This is a genomic window from Paenarthrobacter sp. 10N417 (assembly GCF_056394745.1).
Genome location: NZ_JBFTIL010000014.1, coordinates 53,866 through 72,160, shown reverse-complemented (window position 1 = coordinate 72,160; position 18,295 = coordinate 53,866). Strand labels below are relative to the sequence as shown.

23 protein-coding genes are annotated in these 18,295 nt (G+C 62.3%); 13 read left to right on the top strand and 10 right to left on the bottom strand.

The window, feature by feature from the left end:
• The first annotated feature begins 11 nt into the window (after nt 1-11).
• The 3 genes from AC1DCM_RS17095 (at nt 12) to AC1DCM_RS17085 (ending at nt 2,656) form a co-directional block, all read left to right on the top strand.
• Nucleotides 12-1,043, top strand: a complete 1,032-nt coding sequence (locus tag AC1DCM_RS17095; protein ID WP_477519138.1) for an adenosine deaminase — start codon at nt 12-14, stop codon at nt 1,041-1,043.
• A gap of 155 nt (nt 1,044-1,198) precedes the next feature.
• Nucleotides 1,199-2,080, top strand: a complete 882-nt coding sequence (locus tag AC1DCM_RS17090) for a pullulanase X25 domain-containing protein (protein WP_442002493.1) — start codon at nt 1,199-1,201, stop codon at nt 2,078-2,080.
• Between the two features lie 267 nt (nt 2,081-2,347).
• Nucleotides 2,348-2,656, top strand: coding sequence for an acylphosphatase (locus AC1DCM_RS17085; RefSeq protein WP_477519137.1), 309 nt, complete (start codon nt 2,348-2,350; stop codon nt 2,654-2,656).
• Between the two features lie 9 nt (nt 2,657-2,665).
• On the opposite strand, the gene AC1DCM_RS17080 is transcribed toward AC1DCM_RS17085, so the two are convergent.
• Both AC1DCM_RS17080 and AC1DCM_RS17075 read right to left on the bottom strand, forming a co-directional pair.
• Nucleotides 2,666-3,565 (bottom strand): ribokinase, encoded by a 900-nt coding sequence (locus tag AC1DCM_RS17080; RefSeq protein ID WP_477519136.1) that lies wholly within the window; start codon nt 3,563-3,565, stop codon nt 2,666-2,668.
• Nucleotides 3,566-3,587: 22 nt separating this feature from the next.
• Nucleotides 3,588-4,361, bottom strand: a complete 774-nt coding sequence (locus AC1DCM_RS17075) for a GntR family transcriptional regulator (protein WP_477519135.1) — start codon at nt 4,359-4,361, stop codon at nt 3,588-3,590.
• A gap of 134 nt (nt 4,362-4,495) precedes the next feature.
• Between AC1DCM_RS17075 and AC1DCM_RS17070 the strand changes: the two genes are divergently transcribed.
• The gene (locus AC1DCM_RS17070) at nt 4,496-5,926 is read left to right on the top strand and encodes an MFS transporter (protein ID WP_477519134.1); all 1,431 of its coding nucleotides are present in this window, start codon (nt 4,496-4,498) and stop codon (nt 5,924-5,926) included.
• A 77-nt stretch (nt 5,927-6,003) separates the two neighbouring features.
• Entirely contained in the window at nt 6,004-7,005 is a 1,002-nt protein-coding gene (locus tag AC1DCM_RS17065; protein WP_477519133.1) for a nucleoside hydrolase, read from the top strand.
• Between the two features lie 66 nt (nt 7,006-7,071).
• Here AC1DCM_RS17065 and AC1DCM_RS17060 read toward each other — a convergent pair whose 3' ends face one another.
• The gene (locus tag AC1DCM_RS17060) at nt 7,072-7,824 is read right to left on the bottom strand and encodes an ArsR/SmtB family transcription factor (protein WP_216926161.1); all 753 of its coding nucleotides are present in this window, start codon (nt 7,822-7,824) and stop codon (nt 7,072-7,074) included.
• 98 nt (nt 7,825-7,922) lie between these two features.
• Here AC1DCM_RS17060 and AC1DCM_RS17055 point away from each other — a divergent pair, with 98 nt between their 5' ends.
• Both AC1DCM_RS17055 and AC1DCM_RS17050 read left to right on the top strand, forming a co-directional pair.
• On the top strand, nt 7,923-8,393 hold the full coding sequence (locus AC1DCM_RS17055; RefSeq protein ID WP_477519132.1) for a PfkB family carbohydrate kinase: 471 nt from the start codon (nt 7,923-7,925) through the stop codon (nt 8,391-8,393).
• Nucleotides 8,394-8,396: 3 nt separating this feature from the next.
• Nucleotides 8,397-8,777 carry a carbohydrate kinase family protein gene (locus AC1DCM_RS17050; protein ID WP_477519131.1) on the top strand — a complete coding sequence of 127 codons (381 nt, stop codon included), beginning with the start codon at nt 8,397-8,399 and terminating at the stop codon, nt 8,775-8,777.
• Between the two features lie 149 nt (nt 8,778-8,926).
• On the opposite strand, the gene AC1DCM_RS17045 is transcribed toward AC1DCM_RS17050, so the two are convergent.
• The 5 genes from AC1DCM_RS17045 to AC1DCM_RS17025 all read right to left on the bottom strand — a co-directional run bounded on the left by AC1DCM_RS17045 (nt 8,927) and on the right by AC1DCM_RS17025 (nt 12,824).
• A complete protein-coding gene (locus AC1DCM_RS17045; protein WP_477519176.1) occupies nt 8,927-9,124 on the bottom strand; it encodes a hypothetical protein in 198 nt (65 codons plus the stop codon).
• Nucleotides 9,125-9,139: 15 nt separating this feature from the next.
• Nucleotides 9,140-11,002 (bottom strand): DUF222 domain-containing protein, encoded by a 1,863-nt coding sequence (locus tag AC1DCM_RS17040; RefSeq protein WP_477519130.1) that lies wholly within the window; start codon nt 11,000-11,002, stop codon nt 9,140-9,142.
• A 75-nt stretch (nt 11,003-11,077) separates the two neighbouring features.
• The gene (locus AC1DCM_RS17035; RefSeq protein WP_477519129.1) at nt 11,078-11,575 is read right to left on the bottom strand and encodes a DinB family protein; all 498 of its coding nucleotides are present in this window, start codon (nt 11,573-11,575) and stop codon (nt 11,078-11,080) included.
• Nucleotides 11,572-12,021, bottom strand: coding sequence for a VOC family protein (locus AC1DCM_RS17030; protein WP_477519128.1), 450 nt, complete (start codon nt 12,019-12,021; stop codon nt 11,572-11,574). Before AC1DCM_RS17030 ends, AC1DCM_RS17035 begins: the two co-directional genes overlap by 4 nt.
• 35 nt (nt 12,022-12,056) lie before the next feature.
• Nucleotides 12,057-12,824, bottom strand: a complete 768-nt coding sequence (locus tag AC1DCM_RS17025) for an SDR family oxidoreductase (RefSeq protein ID WP_477519127.1) — start codon at nt 12,822-12,824, stop codon at nt 12,057-12,059.
• A gap of 163 nt (nt 12,825-12,987) precedes the next feature.
• On the opposite strand from AC1DCM_RS17025, the gene AC1DCM_RS17020 reads away from it, so the two are divergent.
• Complete coding sequence (locus AC1DCM_RS17020) at nt 12,988-13,770, top strand: hypothetical protein (RefSeq protein WP_477519126.1); 783 nt, start codon at nt 12,988-12,990, stop codon at nt 13,768-13,770.
• On the opposite strand, the gene AC1DCM_RS17015 is transcribed toward AC1DCM_RS17020, so the two are convergent.
• A complete protein-coding gene (locus AC1DCM_RS17015) occupies nt 13,695-14,207 on the bottom strand; it encodes a GNAT family N-acetyltransferase (protein WP_477519125.1) in 513 nt (170 codons plus the stop codon). The two genes, AC1DCM_RS17020 and AC1DCM_RS17015, sit on opposite strands and share 76 nt — an antisense overlap.
• 173 nt (nt 14,208-14,380) lie before the next feature.
• Here AC1DCM_RS17015 and AC1DCM_RS17010 point away from each other — a divergent pair, with 173 nt between their 5' ends.
• Entirely contained in the window at nt 14,381-14,638 is a 258-nt protein-coding gene (locus AC1DCM_RS17010; protein ID WP_477519124.1) for a helix-turn-helix transcriptional regulator, read from the top strand.
• Between the two features lie 30 nt (nt 14,639-14,668).
• On the opposite strand, the gene AC1DCM_RS17005 is transcribed toward AC1DCM_RS17010, so the two are convergent.
• Nucleotides 14,669-15,100 (bottom strand): hypothetical protein, encoded by a 432-nt coding sequence (locus tag AC1DCM_RS17005; protein ID WP_477519123.1) that lies wholly within the window; start codon nt 15,098-15,100, stop codon nt 14,669-14,671.
• A 270-nt stretch (nt 15,101-15,370) separates the two neighbouring features.
• Between AC1DCM_RS17005 and AC1DCM_RS17000 the strand changes: the two genes are divergently transcribed.
• From AC1DCM_RS17000 to AC1DCM_RS16985, 4 genes are all read left to right on the top strand, one after another.
• The gene (locus AC1DCM_RS17000) at nt 15,371-16,108 is read left to right on the top strand and encodes a GAF and ANTAR domain-containing protein (protein WP_477519122.1); all 738 of its coding nucleotides are present in this window, start codon (nt 15,371-15,373) and stop codon (nt 16,106-16,108) included.
• An 83-nt stretch (nt 16,109-16,191) separates the two neighbouring features.
• Nucleotides 16,192-17,565 (top strand): MFS transporter, encoded by a 1,374-nt coding sequence (locus AC1DCM_RS16995; protein ID WP_477519121.1) that lies wholly within the window; start codon nt 16,192-16,194, stop codon nt 17,563-17,565.
• A gap of 98 nt (nt 17,566-17,663) precedes the next feature.
• The gene (locus AC1DCM_RS16990) at nt 17,664-17,891 is read left to right on the top strand and encodes a hypothetical protein (protein ID WP_442002510.1); all 228 of its coding nucleotides are present in this window, start codon (nt 17,664-17,666) and stop codon (nt 17,889-17,891) included.
• A gap of 59 nt (nt 17,892-17,950) precedes the next feature.
• Nucleotides 17,951-18,286 (top strand): ArsR/SmtB family transcription factor, encoded by a 336-nt coding sequence (locus tag AC1DCM_RS16985; protein ID WP_477519120.1) that lies wholly within the window; start codon nt 17,951-17,953, stop codon nt 18,284-18,286.
• Nucleotides 18,287-18,295: the final 9 nt, after the last annotated feature.

Below are 18,295 nucleotides of genomic sequence, written 5' to 3'. Positions count from 1 at the left end.
AGAGTTGTCGAGTGGAAACTTTTGGCGAGAAAACGACGACGACGGCGCCCCCGGTTGCCGAACTGCACCTGCACATCGAAGGGACTCTCCAGCCAGAGCTGATCTTTGCCCTGGCCGAGCGCAACGGCATCGAACTGCCGTATGAGGACATCGAAGAACTGCGGGAAAAGTACGAATTTACGGACCTGCAATCCTTCCTTGACCTGTACTACGCCAACATGGCCGTCCTGCAGACCGAGCAGGACTTTACCGACATGACCCGCGCTTATCTTCAGCGCGCCGCCGCCGGGGGAGTGCGCCATGCGGAGATCATGATGGATCCCCAGGCGCATGTGTCCAGGGGTGTCCCGCTTGAGGTGTGCGTCAATGGGATCGCGAATGCGTTGGCGACGTCAGAGGAAGATTTCGGCGTTTCGACGCTCCTCATAGCGGCCTTCCTCAGGGACATGTCCCAGGACTCCGCGATTGAAGTGCTGGACCAGCTCCTCGCGATGCACGCGCCCATCGTCGGCATCGGGCTGGATTCAGCAGAGGTGGGCAATCCGCCGTCGAAATTTGAGCGGTTGTATCAGCGTGCAGGTGAGGCCGGGTTGCGAAGGATCGCCCACGCGGGCGAGGAAGGGCCGGCCGCCTACATCACCGAGGCCCTGGACGTGCTGCACGTGGAGCGGATTGATCACGGTATCCGCTGCATGGAAGACACGGAAGTGGTGCAGCGGCTCGTCGCCGAGCAGGTGCCCCTGACGGTTTGCCCGCTATCCAACGTTCGCCTGCGTGCGGTGGACAAGCTGGCCGACCATCCATTGCCGGAGATGCTTGCCATCGGTTTGAACGTTTGCGTGAACTCCGACGACCCCGCCTACTTTGGCGGCTATGTAGACGACAACTTCGAGCAGCTGGCCAAGGTCCTCGAGTTCTCGGTTCCGGAGCAGGCCACTTTGGCGGCAAACTCGATCCGCTCCTCGTTCGCCAGCGATGCCCGGAAAGCCGTATTGCTGGACGAAGTGACCGAGTGGGTCAAGGCGTCGGTGCCGCCGCAATAAGCGCTGAAATGGTGCTCGAGGCGAGACCCGTCGATCACTTCCGGCCTCGGGAATGTCATACTCGGTCACGACACACGGTGTTTACCAATATCAGTCGCGCGAATTAACAATTCATTGGCAAACTGCAAGGGATTATTCACCGTAGAAGGAGAAGCATGGGCGCCAACACCGCCGAGAACACCAACCTTCGTCTGAAGGCCGTACTGGACATCCTCGCTGAGGGCGTATGGTCTGGAGCCTCGCTGAACGCAGGGGAAGTCCTGGCAGAGGCCATCGGACGCGTTCCTTTCAACGACCATGAGGCTGAACTTCTCAGTGGGGGCATTCCCCGCGGCCACAAAACCCTGACGTCGGCATCGGCAAAGCTGGTCAAGGCCGGCTGGCTGGTCAAGGGGCGTTCGGGATGGACCATCCCGGACGACGGACTGCGGGCGACGGTCGCCTTCCCTGACGTTTCGGCTTTCGCCGAGGCCCTCGACGCCGGAACACCGGTACCAGCCGATGTTCCCGTGCCTACGGCCCCGCCCGCAAAGGCCAAGACGAAGCGTGCGGCAACGTCGAAGAAGGCTGCAGCTCCGAAGGCTGCCGCAGAACCGAAGGTAGCTGCCGCGAAGGTGTCTGCGCCGAAGGCTGCCGCTACTAAAGCGACCGCCACCAAGGCTGCGCCGGCCGCGAAGAAGGCTTCCACACGGAAGGCTCCTGCGAAGGCAGCGGCGGCTCCCGCCGTCGAGACCCTGCCGCAGCCGGACGCCGTCGCGATCGCGGGTGACTTCAACAAGATCCTGGGCGCTCCGGAAGACTGGGCTCCCCAGTACGACGAAGTCCAGATGGAGTTCAACCCGCTGGTTCAGCTGTGGACGCTGACGGCTGAACTGCCGGCCGGTTTCTATACGTACAAGATCGCGCTGAACCGTTCATGGGATGAGAACTATGGCGCGTTCGGAGTCCGGGACGGTGCCAACCACGAGTTGAACCACGACGGCGGCCCGGTCACCTTCACGTACGACCACGCGACGCACGACATCGTGGTGGGCTGACTCCTTTCCCGCTGAAACCCGCCCTTGTTCGCCACCCCCGCCTTTGAACGGTGAGGAGAGCGAACAAGGGCGGGTTTCGTGGGCGGAGCCAAGTCCGACCTCCAAATTTGCTCCAAGTTGGAGTTGGGACTTGGAGAAAACGCTTCAGCCACGCCAGGCCCGCCCTTGTTCGCTCCTCTCGCCCTTGTACGGTGAGGAGAGCGGACAAGGGCGGGTTTCGTTGGCCAAGCACTCGGCATCACGGGTGCACGCGGCTAGATTTGGTCCATGACTGAGTCGCTGGAAAACCGCTATGGCGATGAGACGTTAAGAGTCACAGCCCGCATCACCGGCGTGGTTCAGGGCGTGGGATTCCGCTACTGGACTGCTCGCAAAGCGGATGAGCTCATGCTGAGGGGGACCGTCCGGAATAATCGCGACGGATCCGTGCAGGTGGTCGCCGAGGGATCCGTAGCCGATGCCGAGGCGCTGGTGAGTTGGCTCCATTCACCACGGGCACCTGGTCGCATTGCGAATATTGAATTCGAGGTTTCCGATGCCACGGGGGAGTTCGACGAGTTCCGGATCGTGGGCTAAACCGCCTGATCAGGCCCCGAAAGACGTTCGCGTCGCCTCAACGTAGTGCTCCAGCGACTTCAGCGCAGGCTGTGACGAAGCATCCCGGACAGCATCCGCGCCCACGGCGTTGGCCACTGCCAGGGCGTGGCTGTGCTCCAGTCCGGAGCGGAGGGCCAGGACCAGCGCGGCGCAGAAAGCATCGCCGGCTCCGATCGTGTTCGCGATATCCGTGACCCGAACCGCAGGAGCTTCGGCCACGCGTTCGCCGTGCTCAAAGATCGCCGAGCCCTCGCCCCCATACGTCACGGCAACCAGGGGCGCCGCGCGAAGGGCAGGGATAAGGGCGTACTCGGTCTCGTTCACGATCACCAGGTCGCAGCGCTCCAGGAGCTCCGGAATGATGGGCGCAGCAGGCGCTGCGTTGAGGGCAAAGTAGCCTTTGGTCCGGCGGGCGGCTTCCAGCACCACGTCCTGGTCAACTTCGAGTTGGCAGAGGACTGCTTCTTCCTCCGCGAAGGAGACTCCCTCCACGGACACGTCGGCATTCGCGCCCGGGCACACAACAATCTGGTTCTCGCCTTCGCCGTCCACCAGAACCAATGCTGTCCCTGTGGCGTCATCCACCTGCGCGATGTCCTGGACGTCGACGCCGGCACTCGCCATGGCGTTCAGGAGGCTGCGGCCTGCTTCGTCCCGGCCTACTGCCCCCACCATGCGGGAGGTGCCTGCGAGCCGGGCTGCAGCCACGGCCTGGTTGGCGCCCTTGCCGCCGGGCTGCTGACGGAGGACGGCGCCGCCAACGGTTTCACCCGGCGTCGGGAGGCGGCTGGCGGTAGCCGTGATGTCGAGGTTGATGCTGCCTACAACGGTGAGGGCGGTGCTCGTGGGAGGCAAAATGGGCGCGGAAGACTGAGGGGAGGAGCTCATGGAAGGACCCTTTCGGGAGGATTCAGGAGGACTGGATAACGGAGAGGTGACCGGCCTTGGCAGCCACGAGGCATTTGGCCAGGTAGAACGGGGAGCCCTTGCGGCGGACGTATTGAGTGAGCACCAGAACCGGCTCGGAGGGGCGAAGATCCAGCAACTTTGCGCGGCTGGGACCGGCCGTACTCAGGCTGATTTCGCATTCGCCAGGTCCAAGCGACGACCCCGGAAGCCCGCTGAGGACCTCCAAAAGCGTGGAAGCCGAAAGGGTGGGAGCTTCGGCTGCTTCTGAGAGTGCCTCAGCCTCGGGGATGCCTTGCGCGACGTTTTCCTGTAGGTGGGCCACAGGTTCGCCATTGCGGATCAGCACGCTTTCCCAAAACCAGACGTCCTGGCCGGGCTCCACGCCGATTCCGGGGGCCACAAATTCCGAGGCAGGCTGTTTGACCGCAGCAACGCGTTTGACCTGGATGTCCTGGTCCGGGCCGCCAAGGAGTTGATCGAACGGACGGATGTGTTCGATGCCAATCCGGGGCAGTGAGTCAGCCACGAATCGTCCGACTCCCCGCCGTGCCCTGGTGAGTCCGTCTTCCTCCAACAGCATCAGCGCTTCCCGGATCACGGTGCGGCTGACGTCCATCATGACGCCCAGCTCGGTCTCCGTGGGGAGCAACGAGCCAGGAGGGAGGAGCTTGGTCCTGATTGCCTCGGCGATGCGTGAGTATGCCGCAACGCGCAAAGGCTGGCCGGGTTGGGGCGCAATGGGTCGGGACAGGAACTGGACGGCATTGTCGGTCAAGGGTGCCTCGCTTGGGTTTGGTTACGGACACTGTACCCGAAAAATGTGATAGGTTGCACAAGCTCGTAATACATGCTTGTATAACAACTCACATCTCGTGGCGCCGCCAGCGCCCTCGGACAAAGGAGTTTGATGTGAATATCCCCAACACAGCGGTAGAGACGCAGTCTTCCGAAACCTTAGAAGCGACGTCGGACACCCGCCCCGGCGGTCGGGCTGCAGTCCTGCTGATCACCACGCTGGTTCTCGCCGTATTGTCGTTCCAGCTCAACGCCAGCATGATCACGCCGGCACTCCCGCACATCGGCTCCTTCTTTGGCGAAACGCCCGAAGCTGTGGCGCAGGTGCAGTCGATGTTCTTCCTGGCCGGCGCCATCTCCGGACCCGTGATTGGACGCTGGAGCGACTTCATCGGCCGCCGCACCGCACTGCTGCTGGTCCTGGCCATCATGGGCGCTGGAACTGTGCTGTGCATCTTCGCCCCGAACCTGCCTCTGCTGGTCACTGGCCGTTTCATGCAGGGTGTCTCGAGCGCCATCTTCGCGCTCTCCTACATAGTGCTCAACGAATACTTGCCCGCCCGACTCTTCGGCACGTCCATCGGCATCATCGCCGCCATCAACGGTGGTGTGGGCGGTGTTGATGGCTACTTCGGTGGGCTTATGGCTGAAACACTCGGCTTCCAGTCGATCTTCGTTGCCGTCCTCGCCCTGGCCGCGATCGCCGTCGTCTGCGTCATCAAAGTTGTCCCGGGCGGGAAATCCGCCGTGGCTCCCGGTCGCATGGACTGGTGGGGCGCAGGTTCCCTGTCCGTGTTCCTGGTCTTCCTTACCTACTTCGTCTCTACTGGTTCTTCGGCCGGCTGGACCTCACCTGCCGCGCTTGGCCTGCTGGCTGGCAGCATCGCTTCCTTCACCGCGTTCTGGCTCATCGAGAAGAAACGCTCCACGCCGCTGGTCGCCGTCCACCATCTCCGTTCGCGCCAGGTATGGCCGGTCATCGCCACCACTGTGCTGATGCTCGCGGGAATCTTCGCCATCATCAACTTCACCGTCGTGCTCCTCAGCCAGGACAAGGAAAACGGCTTCGGCCTGCCGGCCTCGGTCGCAGCGCTGCTGTTCCTGACCCCGGCGGCACTGATCGGCGTGTTCGCGGCACCGCTCGCTGGCTGGATTGCCGACCGCCGTGGCTGGATCAAGACCGTCCGCGTCGGCACGGCCACGAGCCTGGTCTGCGCCATTGCTGCTGCACTGTTTGCCGATAACCAAGTGGCCGTTCTCATCGCCATCGCGGCCCTGGGCATCTTCTACAACGGCTTCTTCCTTACTGCCATCAACGGGCTGTCCGTCCTGCTCTCGCCCAAGGAAGCACCTGCCGCACTGCCGGGAATCAACGGCGCCTCCTTCGGCATCGGGGCGAGCCTCGGCGTCGTGGTTGTTGCACCGTTCGCCGGTCAGGGCACCGCAGCCGGGTACTCGGCGGCGCTATGGATTTCGGTGTCCATCACCGTCCTCGCCTTCCTCGTCAGCCTGTTCATCACAGCGCCGAAGGGCGAAAAGATCTAACGCCCGACGGCGGCACGCGGCACCGCGCGCCGCGCCACTCCTCTTCCCAACACCGCTACATCCTGAAACGAGAGACCATGACCACCCAGCGCACCGCCGCCCCCTTCTACCTCGACTGCGATACGGGAATCGACGACGCCCTCGCCCTCGCCTATTTGCTCGCAACCCCGAGAGCGGAACTCGTGGGCATCGGCACCGTGAGCGGCAATATCAGCGCCGCCGGTGGTGCCCGGAACACCCTGGACCTGCTGAAACTGGCCGGGCACCCGGACATTCCCGTAGCGATCGGCGCGCACGATCCGCAGGTCGGCACCTTCCACGGTGGTGCGCCGCATGTCCATGGCGGCAACGGAATCGGCGGGGTGGAGCTTACTCCGTCGGATCGTGAGCCTGTTAAGGCAACGGCTGCTGAGCTCCTGGTGCAGCTGGCGCACAAGCATGCTGGGGAACTGCGAGTTGTGGCAATCGGGCCGCTGACGAACATCGCCGAAGCTCTCAGGTTGGAGCCCAAGCTGCCGGAGCTCATCGCCGAAATCACCATCATGGGCGGCGCGGCCCTGGCCCCGGGAAACATCACGCCCGTGGCGGAAGCCAACATCGCCAACGACCCCGAGGCTGCGGCGGAAGTACTGGCTGCTGACTGGAATGTGACGCTGGTGCCACTGGATGTCACCATGACCAACGTCCTGGAGGAAACCCACCGCCAAGAACTGCTGGAATCCGAGCACCCCGTTTTGCAGGCCCTCGGCGAGATGCTTGGCTACTACTTCGGCTTCTATGTGGACATCTTCGGGCGGGCGTGTTCAGCAATGCACGATCCCCTGGCTGCTGCCATTGCCGTGAGGGGAGTGGAGCTGACCGTGGCGCCGACCGTCCGCGTTGAGGTAGACACAACCAACGGTCCAAGCCGTGGCCAGACCGTGTGCGACCTCCGTGGCCAGTACGCGGGATTCCCGGAGCAGCGCGGTGCGCGTTGCCGCGTGGTGCTGGAAATCGGCGAAGACTTCGCGCCGCACCTGCTCGGCACCATGCAGGCAGCATGGCTCTCTGAAGAGGAGCTGGCTTCTCCCGTCGCCTGACTGGCGGGAGGCAAAAGTAGCGACGACGACGGCGGGAAGGTTCCGCCGTCGTCGTGGCTTAACCTGCTAGGCGTACATGAGCGAGCCGGGCGTTGTCAGTGTTTCGCCTGTTTCGAGCCAGGTCTTGAGTCCGGAGAGGATCATGGGCCAGCCGCCGTACAGCTGCTCGTTGGCGCCTTCGCGGAGTTGATCGTGCGTGACGGTGAGGTGGCACGAATCGCCCACGGGTTCGATTTCCCAGGTGATCCGCGATGTTCCTTCAGCTTTGACGTCCTCGCCCCACAGCGCTTGCATCGTCTGGACGAGCCGCCGCGGGGGATCGACCTCGATGTTCTCGCCCTCGCCCAAGGGCTCGTCCGCTTTGACGTTCCGCATTTCAAACCGGCCGCCAGGAGTCCAGTCCGCCGTGAACGTGTTCCCGAACTGGTATTTGCTGCGGATTTCGCTGTTGGTGATGGCTTCCCAGAGCCGTTCCGGGGTGGTCTTGATGTAAATCTCGAAGATCTTTTCCATGGGACTTTCCAATCTGGATTTGAGGTCGCTGAGTGCAGCGGCCCATGGTTCTGCGTATTTGCTCACCCAGCGGTCATGGATGAGCCTAATGGGGACGGGGTTCAGGAAATGCAGCTTTTCGCGTCCCCGGCGGCGCGTGACCACCAGTCCGGCATCCTCCAACAACTTAAGGTGCTTGGCGATGCCGAAACGGGTCATCTCGAACCGGGCTCCGAGGGCGGTGAGGGTTTGCCCATCCTCGCGGAACAGCTCATCGAGCAGCTCCCGCCGGGTGGGGTCTGCCAGTGCTTTAAACACGGCGTCCATGGCTTCAGAATAGGTGACCATTTGGTCACGTGTCAACGATTTTGAACTGGCCGGTTTGTTTCCGGGAACGTGGACCTGGACCGTGCTTGGATAGTGCCATGCCTGCTACTCCCACCGTTGCCGTATGCGGCCCTGCCTCGTGGAACCAGCTCATCCTTTTGGACCACCTTCCCGAGCCCGTCCCGCATATGCAGTTCGCGCGACGCGCCTGGGAGACGGTCGGCGGAACCTCGGCGGGCAAAGCCGTGCATCTTGCGGATCTGGGCATCGGCGTGCGCTTGTGCTCGCCACTTGGGGCGGACGACGACGGCGGGCGGGTCCTCCGCGCGCTCACCAACGCCGGCGTCACCGTAGAAAAGATTGCCTCCGACCGAACTGAGCGCCACGTCAATCTCATGACCGACGACGGCAGCCGGGTATCTCTCTACGTCTCGGTGCCTTCCGCCCCGGCCGAGGAGGATGTTGCTAGGGCGGCTGCCGTGGTGGCTGCAGCTAATCTTGCCGTTATTGACCTGAGTGAATTTGGGGTGCTGCTGCTGGAGCGCGAAGAGGTTCACCAGACGCCTTAATGGGTGGACCTTCATGACTACGACGGATCCTCGGCCTTCCATGAACCGTTCCTGAGGGCGGCCGGCGTGGTGTTCATGAATGACGACAGGACAGATGATCCGTGGGCGCTCATGCATTCCTGCCTTGCGCGGGGGCCTCGGCTGGCCGTCTGTACCCTCGGGGCGGAAGGTGCCGTCGCCTTGGAAGCGGACGGCACCCAGCATGAGGTGCCAGCCGTCCCCGCCGACGTAGTGGATACGAACGGCGCCGGCGATGCATTCATGGCTGGCTTCCTTGCTGCGACGTTGCGGGGCGCACCAGTTTTTGATGCCCTCGAGGCAGGGGCGGTTCAAGCCCGGGTCGCGATTGAGAGTGAGCATCTGCATCCTGTGCTGGGGCGTTGAGCATGCTTCACCGCTGCATGGCTGATCCTGTTTGTTGCGGGCACGTTGGTCTACCTGATGTCCACGAATTCCTGACCGCTACTGAACTTGTTGAGGCCAAGTTCCCGGCAGCCATATAGGCAGCACTTCAATACCCAAACCACGACCTCTTATGTTCTGAGTGGTGTGTGGTGGTGGTTGCGTCGGGGTGTTTGTTTGGGGTCGATGTGTGGTGGTGGGGTGAACCAGGGCACGCCGGTGTTCATGTCGATCCGCCACTGTTCTTTGTGGATGACGCCGTGGTGGTGGCTGCAGAGCAGGGTGCCGTTCTCGGTTCCTGTGGTGCCGCCGTGTGACCAGTAGGTGATGTGGTGGGCTTCGCACTAGGGGGCGGGCATGGTGCAGTCGGGGAACGCGCAGCCGCCGTCGCGGGCGGTGATGGCTTTGCGGATGTGGGGTGGGAAGATCCGGGTGGTGCGGCCGATGTCCAGGACGCGGGAGTCGGTTCCGAGCAGGACGGGGAGGATGTCGGCGTCGCAGGCGATTTTGCGGATGGTGTTCGGGTGCATCGGACCCAGGAACGTTGCTGTGCCGGTGCTGGTCCGGGGGTGTTGCGCGCCAGATCCGGTGGTGGCGGTGGTGGCTGCGCCGGGCGGGGTGGTGGCTGCCGCGCCGGTTGTGGTGGCGTTGACCGCGCCGTTGAGTTGTTGGAAGAGGTCGCGCACGTTGATGGTGGTCGTGACCTGGGGGCGGAGTCCGCCGTTGGCTGGCAGTTTCCCGGTCGTCATGGCGACTGCGCAGGCTCCGACGAGTCCGTCGAGGAGTTTCATGGGCCGGGAACGCCGGTCCAGGTCCACGCCCGCTGGTTTGTTCCCGCCGCCGCTCTCGTCAACCCTCTCGTCGCCTTCGCCGGTGTCGCCGCCGTTCCCGTCAACGCTCTCGTCACCTTCGCCGCTGGCATTGTTCGTCCCGCCGCCCTCCCCAGTGATGTTGCTGTGTCCGGTGGTGAGTCGTGGGTTGGTGGCGGTGTTCATGGCGGTGGTGAGGGTTTCGTATTGTTCGGCGGTGGCGAAGATTTCGATGTGGTGGAGCCCGTGGCGGCGTCGGCGGCGGAAGAACGCGCCTTGGAGTTGGCGGAGGATTTCTTCGCTGGGTTCGGGACCGTCTTGGTCGATCGAATCGACCCAGCGTTTGGCCATTTTGGTGACGAAGTCCGGGTCGGTTTCCACTGCTGTTGCGGTGAGGGCGTGTTCCATCCGGGTGAGGGTGTCGTCGTCGGTGAGGAGGCGTACTTTGTCCAGGGCGGCGCTGATGATGCTCGCGGACCGGGTGGGTATCTGTGTGGTTTCGAGGGCTTGGGCGAGGATTTCGCGGCGGGGCGGGATCTCCTGCCCGGCGATTCCGGTCCGGGGTAGGACCTGGGAGGCCAGGGCGAGGCGGCGGCTGGCTTCGCTTTTGCTGATCCGCAGGCTCGCGCGCAGGAATTCCGCGGCGTTCCGGTAGCCATCATCGGCCACCGCAGCAGCGTCTGCCGCAGTAACAACTACTGCCGAAGCCACAACACCTGGCCCCGCAGTAGTAGCGGATCCACCAGGAACATCGGATCCAGCAGCAGCCCCGGCTGAGTCCGAGCCGGTGGTTCCGGGGTTGGTCCAGCCTGTCTGCCATCCCGTGCCCGCCGCGGATGAGGGCCGTGACTGCTGGGCTTGAGTGCGGGTCCGCTCCACGGCGTGCGCCGCGATGACCTGCAGGTACTCCACGGTCCGGGCAATCTCCTCCAGCCGCCCGGCGAAACCCGCGGCCTCGGTAAAGCCGAATACCAGGGCACCGGCCGCAGTGGCGGAACGCAGAGATTCCAACGCCTGAGCGCTTTCAGCCAGCGCATCACCAAGTCCCGGCGCATGCTCAGGTACTGGCGCATGCTCAGGTGCCAACGCAGCCCCAGGTGCTGGCGCATCCCCAAGCCCCCGCGCATCCTCAAGTCCCGGCGCATCCTCAAGTCCTTGGGTAGCAGGCTCGACGTCAGGGACGGCTTCATTAGGGTCTGAGAAGGGCCGTGGTTCAATGCCGCGAACTAGCGCAATGGCCCTGGCGTTCTCCGAACCGGGGACTGCCGCCGTCGGGCTTTCATGGGCCGCCAGCTCGTTGGCAGGAACGGTGTGGCTTCCTCGGGGAACGCGTCGGGGGCGCAACGCGACGCCAGACATCGCTGCCCGACGCGCCAACATCTCCCCAATACTTCCCATGAATAAACCCTCTCACCAGGGTCTGACATTTTTAGCTCGACTTGGTTTGGAATCAGGAAACGCGGGAAATATCGGCTATTTGCTAGTGACTTGCTCCCGGAGGATGTCCGCATGACCGCAGTGCTGTGCAAGCTCGCGCAGCATGTGCAGATACACCCAGCGGAGGGGGAGCGGGCCACGTCGATTTCCGAGCACGAGGTCGTCCAGCCCCAAATCCGAAGCAGCCAGCCGCGAGGCCTCGCACGCTTCGCGATAGGCCTGCTGAATGCTTGCGATGGTGTCCGTGTCGTCAAGGATGAACGATTCGTCAGGCGTAGCCGGGATGCCGATTTCGCTCCGGGACCGGCATGAGATGGCCTCATCGAACCACACCTTTTCCACAACAGTGGCGTGCTTCAGCAACCCTAAAAGCGTTGTTCGCGAAGGAACCAACGAGCGCCGCGCTTGCTCCTCCGTTAGCCCGTCCAAGGACTCGTAAAGTGCACGCCGATGCTCATCAAGGAATGCATCGAACTGGGCCCGGGCGTCGTGATTGATGACATCCTCAGCGAAGGTCGGCGGGAAGACGCTCATCCGAAAACCACCGTGCCGTCGTCGTCGATTCTCCAGCCCGGGTTGTGCGCGATCTCCCAGACAATGCCGTTCGGATCCTTGACGTGGCCGTGGAAAATGCCCCCGAAAGCGCTGGCCTGGGCGGGCTTCAGCACGGTCGCGCCGGCAGCTGCCAGTTTGTCAATGGTGCTGGACACCTCTGCCGCACTATCGACGTTATGCGAAAGCGTCACGCCGCTGACGCTGCTCGTCGGAACGGTGCTGCTGGTCGGAATGCCGCTGTTGAGGTCTTCGTCGAACTTTTCAGCATCGAACAGGCCAAGCATCAAGCCCGGTCCAACCTGGAAGAAAATGATCTCACCGGGCACGTCCATGAGCGGATCCCAACCGAGCCCGTCCTTATAGAACGAACGGGCCCGATCGAGATCCGCGGTGGCAAACGTGATGAAATGCAGTCGCTGGTCCATACGGACATGCTAGCGACAGGGTACGACGGCGGGACTTAGCTAAGGTGCTGACGGGCGCCGTTGAGGTGGGAAGCCGGGGCTGCGAAGAGAGCAGAGACGTAGTCGCCAAGCTCATCGACGTGGGTGTAGCCCGGGAACTTGCGGTGCGGAGCAGCCGCCTTCATGGCGTCGTCCAGGAGAGCCTTGACCACGAAGACCACTGCGGCCGAGGTCTGTTCCTTGGGCTCAGTCTTGTGGCCGGACTGGGCTGCCTCGAAGCCATCTGCGACACCTATAACCCATGCTTCGGAAGCGGCCTTAATTGCGGCGTAGCTGGCGCCGGACGCTGTGGGCTTGGCTGCAGCGACAGCCGAGACGATGGCCAGGCGTCCACGCGGCGATGCTTCCAAGTCGGAGTAGAACGCACGCGAGGTGTTCCGGAGCGTCGTCATGATGCTCGTGTGCAGGACGTCCCAGTCCTCGTCATTCTGGCCGACGATTCCCTCACCGCCACGCCATCCACCCACAAGGTGGATAAGCCCATCCACGGATCCGAACTCGCTCCTGACGGAACCTGCCAGGGCCTCGACCGATTCCGGGTCCGAAAGGTTGCAGGTGTAGGGCACCACGCCGTCGTGGGAGGCCGCGAGTGCTTCAAGACGCGCAGCGTCAAGATCTACGGCGGCGACGCGGGCTCCCAAGGCAACTAGCGAGCCGACCACTGCTTGACCCGCCGCGCTGGTGGAACCGGCAACTACAACGTTGAGAGGCTGAGTAGATTCGGTGCCGGATGCCACGTCGTTGTGGTCATTCGTGATTGGCATGTGTGTCCTTCCAAAGGGAAAAGCTGGTCAGAAGGAGCCTATCGAGTGATCCAGACTGTCTTATCAATAAACCGGTTGAGGGCAAGAATCTCTCATGCTCGGGCACGGTTGACTCAGGCTAAGCCCACGGACGAGGTGGGCTTCGAAGTGGGAGGATGAATTTGTGGAACACTTCTTCGACTTCCTTGGCAACTTCTGGTGGCTCATCTTCCCTATTGGCGGGATGGCCGGCGGATGGGCAAGGTCGTGGTCCAAAGCGAGCGAGGAGCGCCATCGCCGCAAGGTGGAGTTGTACAAGCTGAAGAACCAGCTTGCGGTGCACGAGCAGGCTAACCAGGCCGAGGTCGTCTCGTTGATGGCAACGCACGATGCCGTCAACCATAAATGGCTGGACTACGAGCTGGATGTTGGGAAGCTCATCGATTACCCGCTGATGACTGACGTTCGCGAACCCCTTACTGTCGCATTCCTGCGCGCCAAAAAGGAAGCGGACGGTTTGCGCCCGGCCGCTCCCCAGGACATAACGACGCCGGTCGGGCTGGCTGAGTACCGTGCTGCTGTCCATAGCTTCGAACTCGCTTTCGACGTGGCCGAACGCGAGGCCAGGCGCATCAAGGACAGCAACTTCACGGGGCCCGAACGTCAAAGACTGGCAACGGCGAGAAAGCTGCTACGCATTGCAGAAGACTCTGCAGCCACCCCGGCAGAGCGGCAGACGGCGTACAAGCGTGCACGCAAGGAACTCGATGGCCTGATCGTCCTTCCGGAAGCGACCCTTGCAGCTCTCGAAGCCCGAATCGCTGGAATGCTTGGCACCCGACAAGACCCTGACACGGACGCGCGGATCGCTGGAACTCGGCCCAAACTAGGTCAGGAAGCCACGGCGTTCAGCTCAATCCCCATCACTATCCGAACGATTGAGCCGCCGACGTCCTCCTCCAAGTGAGTCATCCCGATGTGTTCGGCCACTCGCCGGGAGGGGATGTTATCGGGATGGATGATGGCCACGAGACGTTCGACCCGGGTTACGTCTCGCGCAAAATCAATGCAGGCTTGACCAGCTTCCTTGGCGTAGCCTCGCCCCTGAAGGTCCGATCGCACGTGGTAACCGACTTCCAGCTCGCGGCGTCCATTCACTGTTTGCCAGGTCAACCCACAGTCGCCCACAAAACCGCCGTCGTGCGTTTCCAGAATCCACAACCCATACCCATCGCGGACGTAGTTGGCCAGGTTCCAGGCGATCCAACCTGCCGCTTCTTCCCGTGACTTTGGAGCCGGGTAGTAAGCCATGACCTGAGGATCGCCGAGCATGTCGGCCATAACCTCAAGGTCGGCCGGCGTCATCTCACGGAAGCGTAGCCTGTCCGTATCGTCAGGAACCATTTCCACAGCCTACGCTCCACCCGACTTGGTGCCCTGAGTCTTACCGTTCCCCTATCTTGCTCGAACTAAGCACATGATCCGGTCCGTGTCGCAGAAATTGAACTTTTGCTGTTCTTGTCAGAATGTTCATGTTCTTCAACAAAGGCTGGCTCCCAGACGGTTAGTGTCAATCCATGGAACAACCGTCTGAAACAGTCTGGTTTAGAGCCTTCGATGCCAAGTCCTTAGGCTCAGCGATCAGGGGCGCACGGAAGGAGCAGAACCTGACGCAGGGTGAGTTGGCCAAGATGATCCAGGCGAGTCGCCACACGATCATTCGCTTGGAACAAGGCGAGAGCGTGTCGATAGAAACAGCCACAGCTGCCATCCGGGCCCTGGATCGAGACGTCGCCCTGATTCCGCGCTTCTCCCGGCTGCAGGTAAAAACCTAGCGTTCTACGGGCACGCTTTCTCTGCAGGAATCAGCCCCGTCCCATGCTCGTCGACGGGTCCTCGTCACCTTCTGAGGGGTCTGCGCGGAGTTCGTCCGGGGTTCCATCGGGCAGGCCTGCCGGTCCGGGGACGTCGTCGGTTGCGGCGGGCACGTCGCGGTCGCCTTCCCGGTCCTGGTTCATGTCGCTGTCGGTTACGCCGGCGGTGCGGGTTGTGGATTCCTCGTGGGCCTCGCCGTCGCCAGCCACGGCGAACGAGCGACCCGAGGTTGCCTGCGCCTGCTCTTCAGGCGTGTCCGAGTCCATCGCATTTGAACCTTCGCTGATGGAGGAGTGGACCTGGATGTCGTCGTCCTTCGCGCCGGGTTCGGGCACGTGTTGGTCGTCCACGGGATCGGAGGTGCCCGCCAGGTCTTCCATCGCGTTTTCGGCGGCTTTACGGATGCTGTCTTCAACGCCCATCAGAATGTCTCCTTTGCACGAATCGTCCGGTGGCCGGACTCGGATAATAAAGTAAGCCTACTTACTTTCCGTTCGATGTGACAGCCTGCCCGGATTGACAAAGTCGGTCGGGTTTGGTTCATGGATCTGCTGCTAAATGCATGTCGTGCCGCACTTTGTACCGTTGATCGTTGGACGATATGGTGTCTTCAGACCGTTTTGCAGAGGGCGGCGATATTCGCTCCTTTGCTGTCTGCTGGGGACGCTTTTCAGTCAGTAGGAACGTGCCACATGGTAAACCCCCGCCCCGAGCAGGAAGCTCTCCAGAATGGATATTTTCTGGATCTTGTCCTGGGTAGCGAAGACGTCGAGGCTTTTCTCGGCGATCTCGCTTCTTTCTCGGCAGAGAGCCTCTCACACCGCAAGTCTCCTGTTTATTGCGGCATCACAGTCCTTCGGCGCAAGAAGTCAGCCACGGCCGCCAGCAGCGATGACCGTGCCCGCGTCATGGACGAACTCCAAAACACCTTCGAAGGCCCTTGTCTTACGGCCATGGACAAGCTGACCTCCGTGTTGGTCCCGGACCTTCTTCGTGAACACCGTTGGCCGGAATATGTCCAGGCCGCCTCCCATCAGGGGCTTCGGTCCATACTGAGCGTGCCGCTGTTGGTCGAGGGAGATACGCGCGCTGCCCTGAACCTTTACTCCGAGCGAACCCATGCATTCAGTGACGATGACGTGGAACGCGCCGAGGTGTTCGCATCGCACGCCTCCAAGTCGCTACGCCTCGCGCTAAAGATCGCCCAGCTAAGCGATGCGCGGAACGATCTTGCCGCTGCGATGCAATCGCGCACGGTAATCGACCTGGCGGTGGGCGCGATCATGGCGCAGAACCACTGCAGCCAGGAAGAGGCGTTCACCATCCTGCGGACTGCCTCCAGCAATCGGAACATCAAGCTGCGGCATTTGGCCCGGTCGATCATCGCCGCCGTGTCCTCGGGGAAGATCACGACTCACTTCGAGGAGTAAGGGCGAATGTCCGCCCCGCGACGAATGTCCGCCCCGCGAACGCGTTTCGTAACCCGAAGCAACCATGGAGCAGACTTGGGTGGGTGACGACGAATAGACCCCGGCCCGGCCTCGCGATTGCTGCGCTGAGCCTCGGGACGGCGCTGAATCCGCTGAACTCGTCCATGATCGCGGTTGCATTGGTAGTCCTGCGGGAGGATTTCGCGCTCGACGTCGCCACCGTCACCTGGGTGATCACGTCCTTCTACCTGGCGTCCGCCGCCGGCCAGCCACTCATGGGCAGGCTCGCTGACCGCTTCGGCCCCCGCCGCTTGTTCACCTTCGGCATGGCCTTGGTTGCGGTCACCTGTGCCATCGCGCCCTTCCTTCCCAGCTTCGCTTTGGTGTGTGTGGCCCGCGCTCTGATGGCTGTCGGGACTGCGACGGCGTACCCCTCGGCTGTCGTGATGGTCACCGAACTGAGCAAGCTCGCTAACTTGCCGTCGACCCGGCCGCTCGGCAGGATCCAGATGGCAAACACGTCGGCCGCTGCCGTGGGCCCCGTTGTGGGCGGATTGTTGGTGAGCCTGGTCGGTTGGCAAGCGCTGTTCGCTATCAACGTGCCGATCGCCCTGCTTGCGCTCATTGTGGTGCACAAGGCTGCCCCAGCTGACTCCGGCCGCGAAACGGGCAAGTTCTCAGCACTGATCCGCGACTCCGACATCCCCGGCATCCTCGCATTCGTCACGTCGCTGATGCTGGCGATGATGGCGCTGCTTAACGTGATGCCGGCCTACCGCTGGTGGCTTCTGGGTGCTGCGACAGTGATGGGCGGGCTTTTCGCCTGGCGCGAGCTGCGCTTCCGGCCGCCCTTCCTGGACCTCCGCCTGCTGGGCAGGAACCGGCCGCTGCTGCTGGTGTATTTGTTGTTCATCGTCTTCAGCGGCGTCTACTACTTTGCCTTCTTCGGACTGCCGCAATTGCTGCAGGAGGCAGGTCATTACGACGCCGGTGTAGTAGGCCTGCTCATGCTGCCCCTTGCGGCGTTGTCGGTTGTGGTGACGCCATTGACCGTGCGGCTGATGGAGCGGTTCGGCGTGCGTTCCGTCCTGATCGCCGGTGTCCTTATTCTGACTGTTGCGGCAGCCGGTCTGGGCGCGCTCACCTTGTCTCTGTGGGCGCCTTTGGTGTTCGTGCTGACCGCGATGATGGGCATTCCGTATGGGTTGGTGAGCACGGCCTCGAACCAAGGGCTCTATGTTTCAGCACGACCGGAGGAACGCGGAGTAGCTGCCGGAATCTTCCAGACATGCCGGTATCTCGGTGCTATCACTGCGACCGTGCTGATTGGCGTTCTGTATGGCTCGGGCGTGAACCAAGCCAACTGGGGATTGATGGTGCTGGTGATGCTGGGCCTGAACGTCCTGGTGTTGGTGCTCGCCGTGATGTGGCGGAAGCCCACTGCGGACACGCGATAAAACAACCGACGCAAAGAATCGGGCCTTCCGCGACATGTTCCAGCATTAACTCGTACTCACCACTGCAATAGTTACGCCCCAGATTGCAGGAGAAGTAGATGCTTGGACTCGAAAATACCCCGGAAATTCTTAGTGGCTCGCCCGCACCCGAATTGTGGCTGGTGCTGGTAACCATTGCCATTCTTGTGACTCTGGTGACGCTCGCCGCCGTGGTGGCTTCCCGCCTGGTGTTGCCACTCACAGCCTTGTTGCAACGACGACGGCGTGGGGCAGGCCCGCGACATCGCAGCTCCCGCAAGGCGGAGTTGTCAAAAGGAAGGCACTAAAAGGAAGGCACCAGCCACACCTCTTGCTTAATGCGTTAGTCACCACTAACGTATTATTCGTGTTGGATGCCCTGGAGATAGCCGCTGAGCCCAATCGGCGTCGGCTGCTTCATCTCCTGGCCGGCAGCGAACAGGCGGTCAGCGATTTGGCGGCGCACTTCGAGGTCAGCCGATCCGCGGTTTCACAGCACCTGTTGTTGTTGGAGAAAGCGGGCTTGGTGATGGCCCGCAAGGAAGGGAGAAACAGGTACTACAGGCTCGATCCCCAGGGGATGGGCCGGCTCCGGGAACTTGTTTCCCAGTTCTGGACCAACGAACTGGACCTCCTTGCATCCGATGCTGCCGCTCTTGCCCAACGGCGGGGCAATCAGCAACAACAACACCCAGACCACTAATAACTTCCA

Coding starts and splice junctions, on each gene's coding strand:
- AC1DCM_RS17005 (WP_477519123.1), bottom strand. CDS start 15,100: ATGGGCGTTGAAGACAGCATCCGTAAAGCCGCCGAAAACGCGATGGAA.
- AC1DCM_RS17040 (WP_477519130.1), bottom strand. CDS start 11,002: ATGGGAAGTATTGGGGAGATGTTGGCGCGTCGGGCAGCGATGTCTGGC.
- AC1DCM_RS16990 (WP_442002510.1), top strand. CDS start 17,664: ATGCTTGGACTCGAAAATACCCCGGAAATTCTTAGTGGCTCGCCCGCA.
- AC1DCM_RS17030 (WP_477519128.1), bottom strand. CDS start 12,021: ATGGACCAGCGACTGCATTTCATCACGTTTGCCACCGCGGATCTCGAT.
- AC1DCM_RS17060 (WP_216926161.1), bottom strand. CDS start 7,824: ATGGACGCCGTGTTTAAAGCACTGGCAGACCCCACCCGGCGGGAGCTG.
- AC1DCM_RS17010 (WP_477519124.1), top strand. CDS start 14,381: ATGGAACAACCGTCTGAAACAGTCTGGTTTAGAGCCTTCGATGCCAAG.
- AC1DCM_RS17025 (WP_477519127.1), bottom strand. CDS start 12,824: ATGCCAATCACGAATGACCACAACGACGTGGCATCCGGCACCGAATCT.
- AC1DCM_RS17090 (WP_442002493.1), top strand. CDS start 1,199: ATGGGCGCCAACACCGCCGAGAACACCAACCTTCGTCTGAAGGCCGTA.
- AC1DCM_RS17065 (WP_477519133.1), top strand. CDS start 6,004: ATGACCACCCAGCGCACCGCCGCCCCCTTCTACCTCGACTGCGATACG.
- AC1DCM_RS17085 (WP_477519137.1), top strand. CDS start 2,348: ATGACTGAGTCGCTGGAAAACCGCTATGGCGATGAGACGTTAAGAGTC.
- AC1DCM_RS17015 (WP_477519125.1), bottom strand. CDS start 14,207: ATGGTTCCTGACGATACGGACAGGCTACGCTTCCGTGAGATGACGCCG.
- AC1DCM_RS17000 (WP_477519122.1), top strand. CDS start 15,371: ATGGTAAACCCCCGCCCCGAGCAGGAAGCTCTCCAGAATGGATATTTT.
- AC1DCM_RS17080 (WP_477519136.1), bottom strand. CDS start 3,565: ATGAGCTCCTCCCCTCAGTCTTCCGCGCCCATTTTGCCTCCCACGAGC.
- AC1DCM_RS17055 (WP_477519132.1), top strand. CDS start 7,923: ATGCCTGCTACTCCCACCGTTGCCGTATGCGGCCCTGCCTCGTGGAAC.
- AC1DCM_RS17035 (WP_477519129.1), bottom strand. CDS start 11,575: ATGAGCGTCTTCCCGCCGACCTTCGCTGAGGATGTCATCAATCACGAC.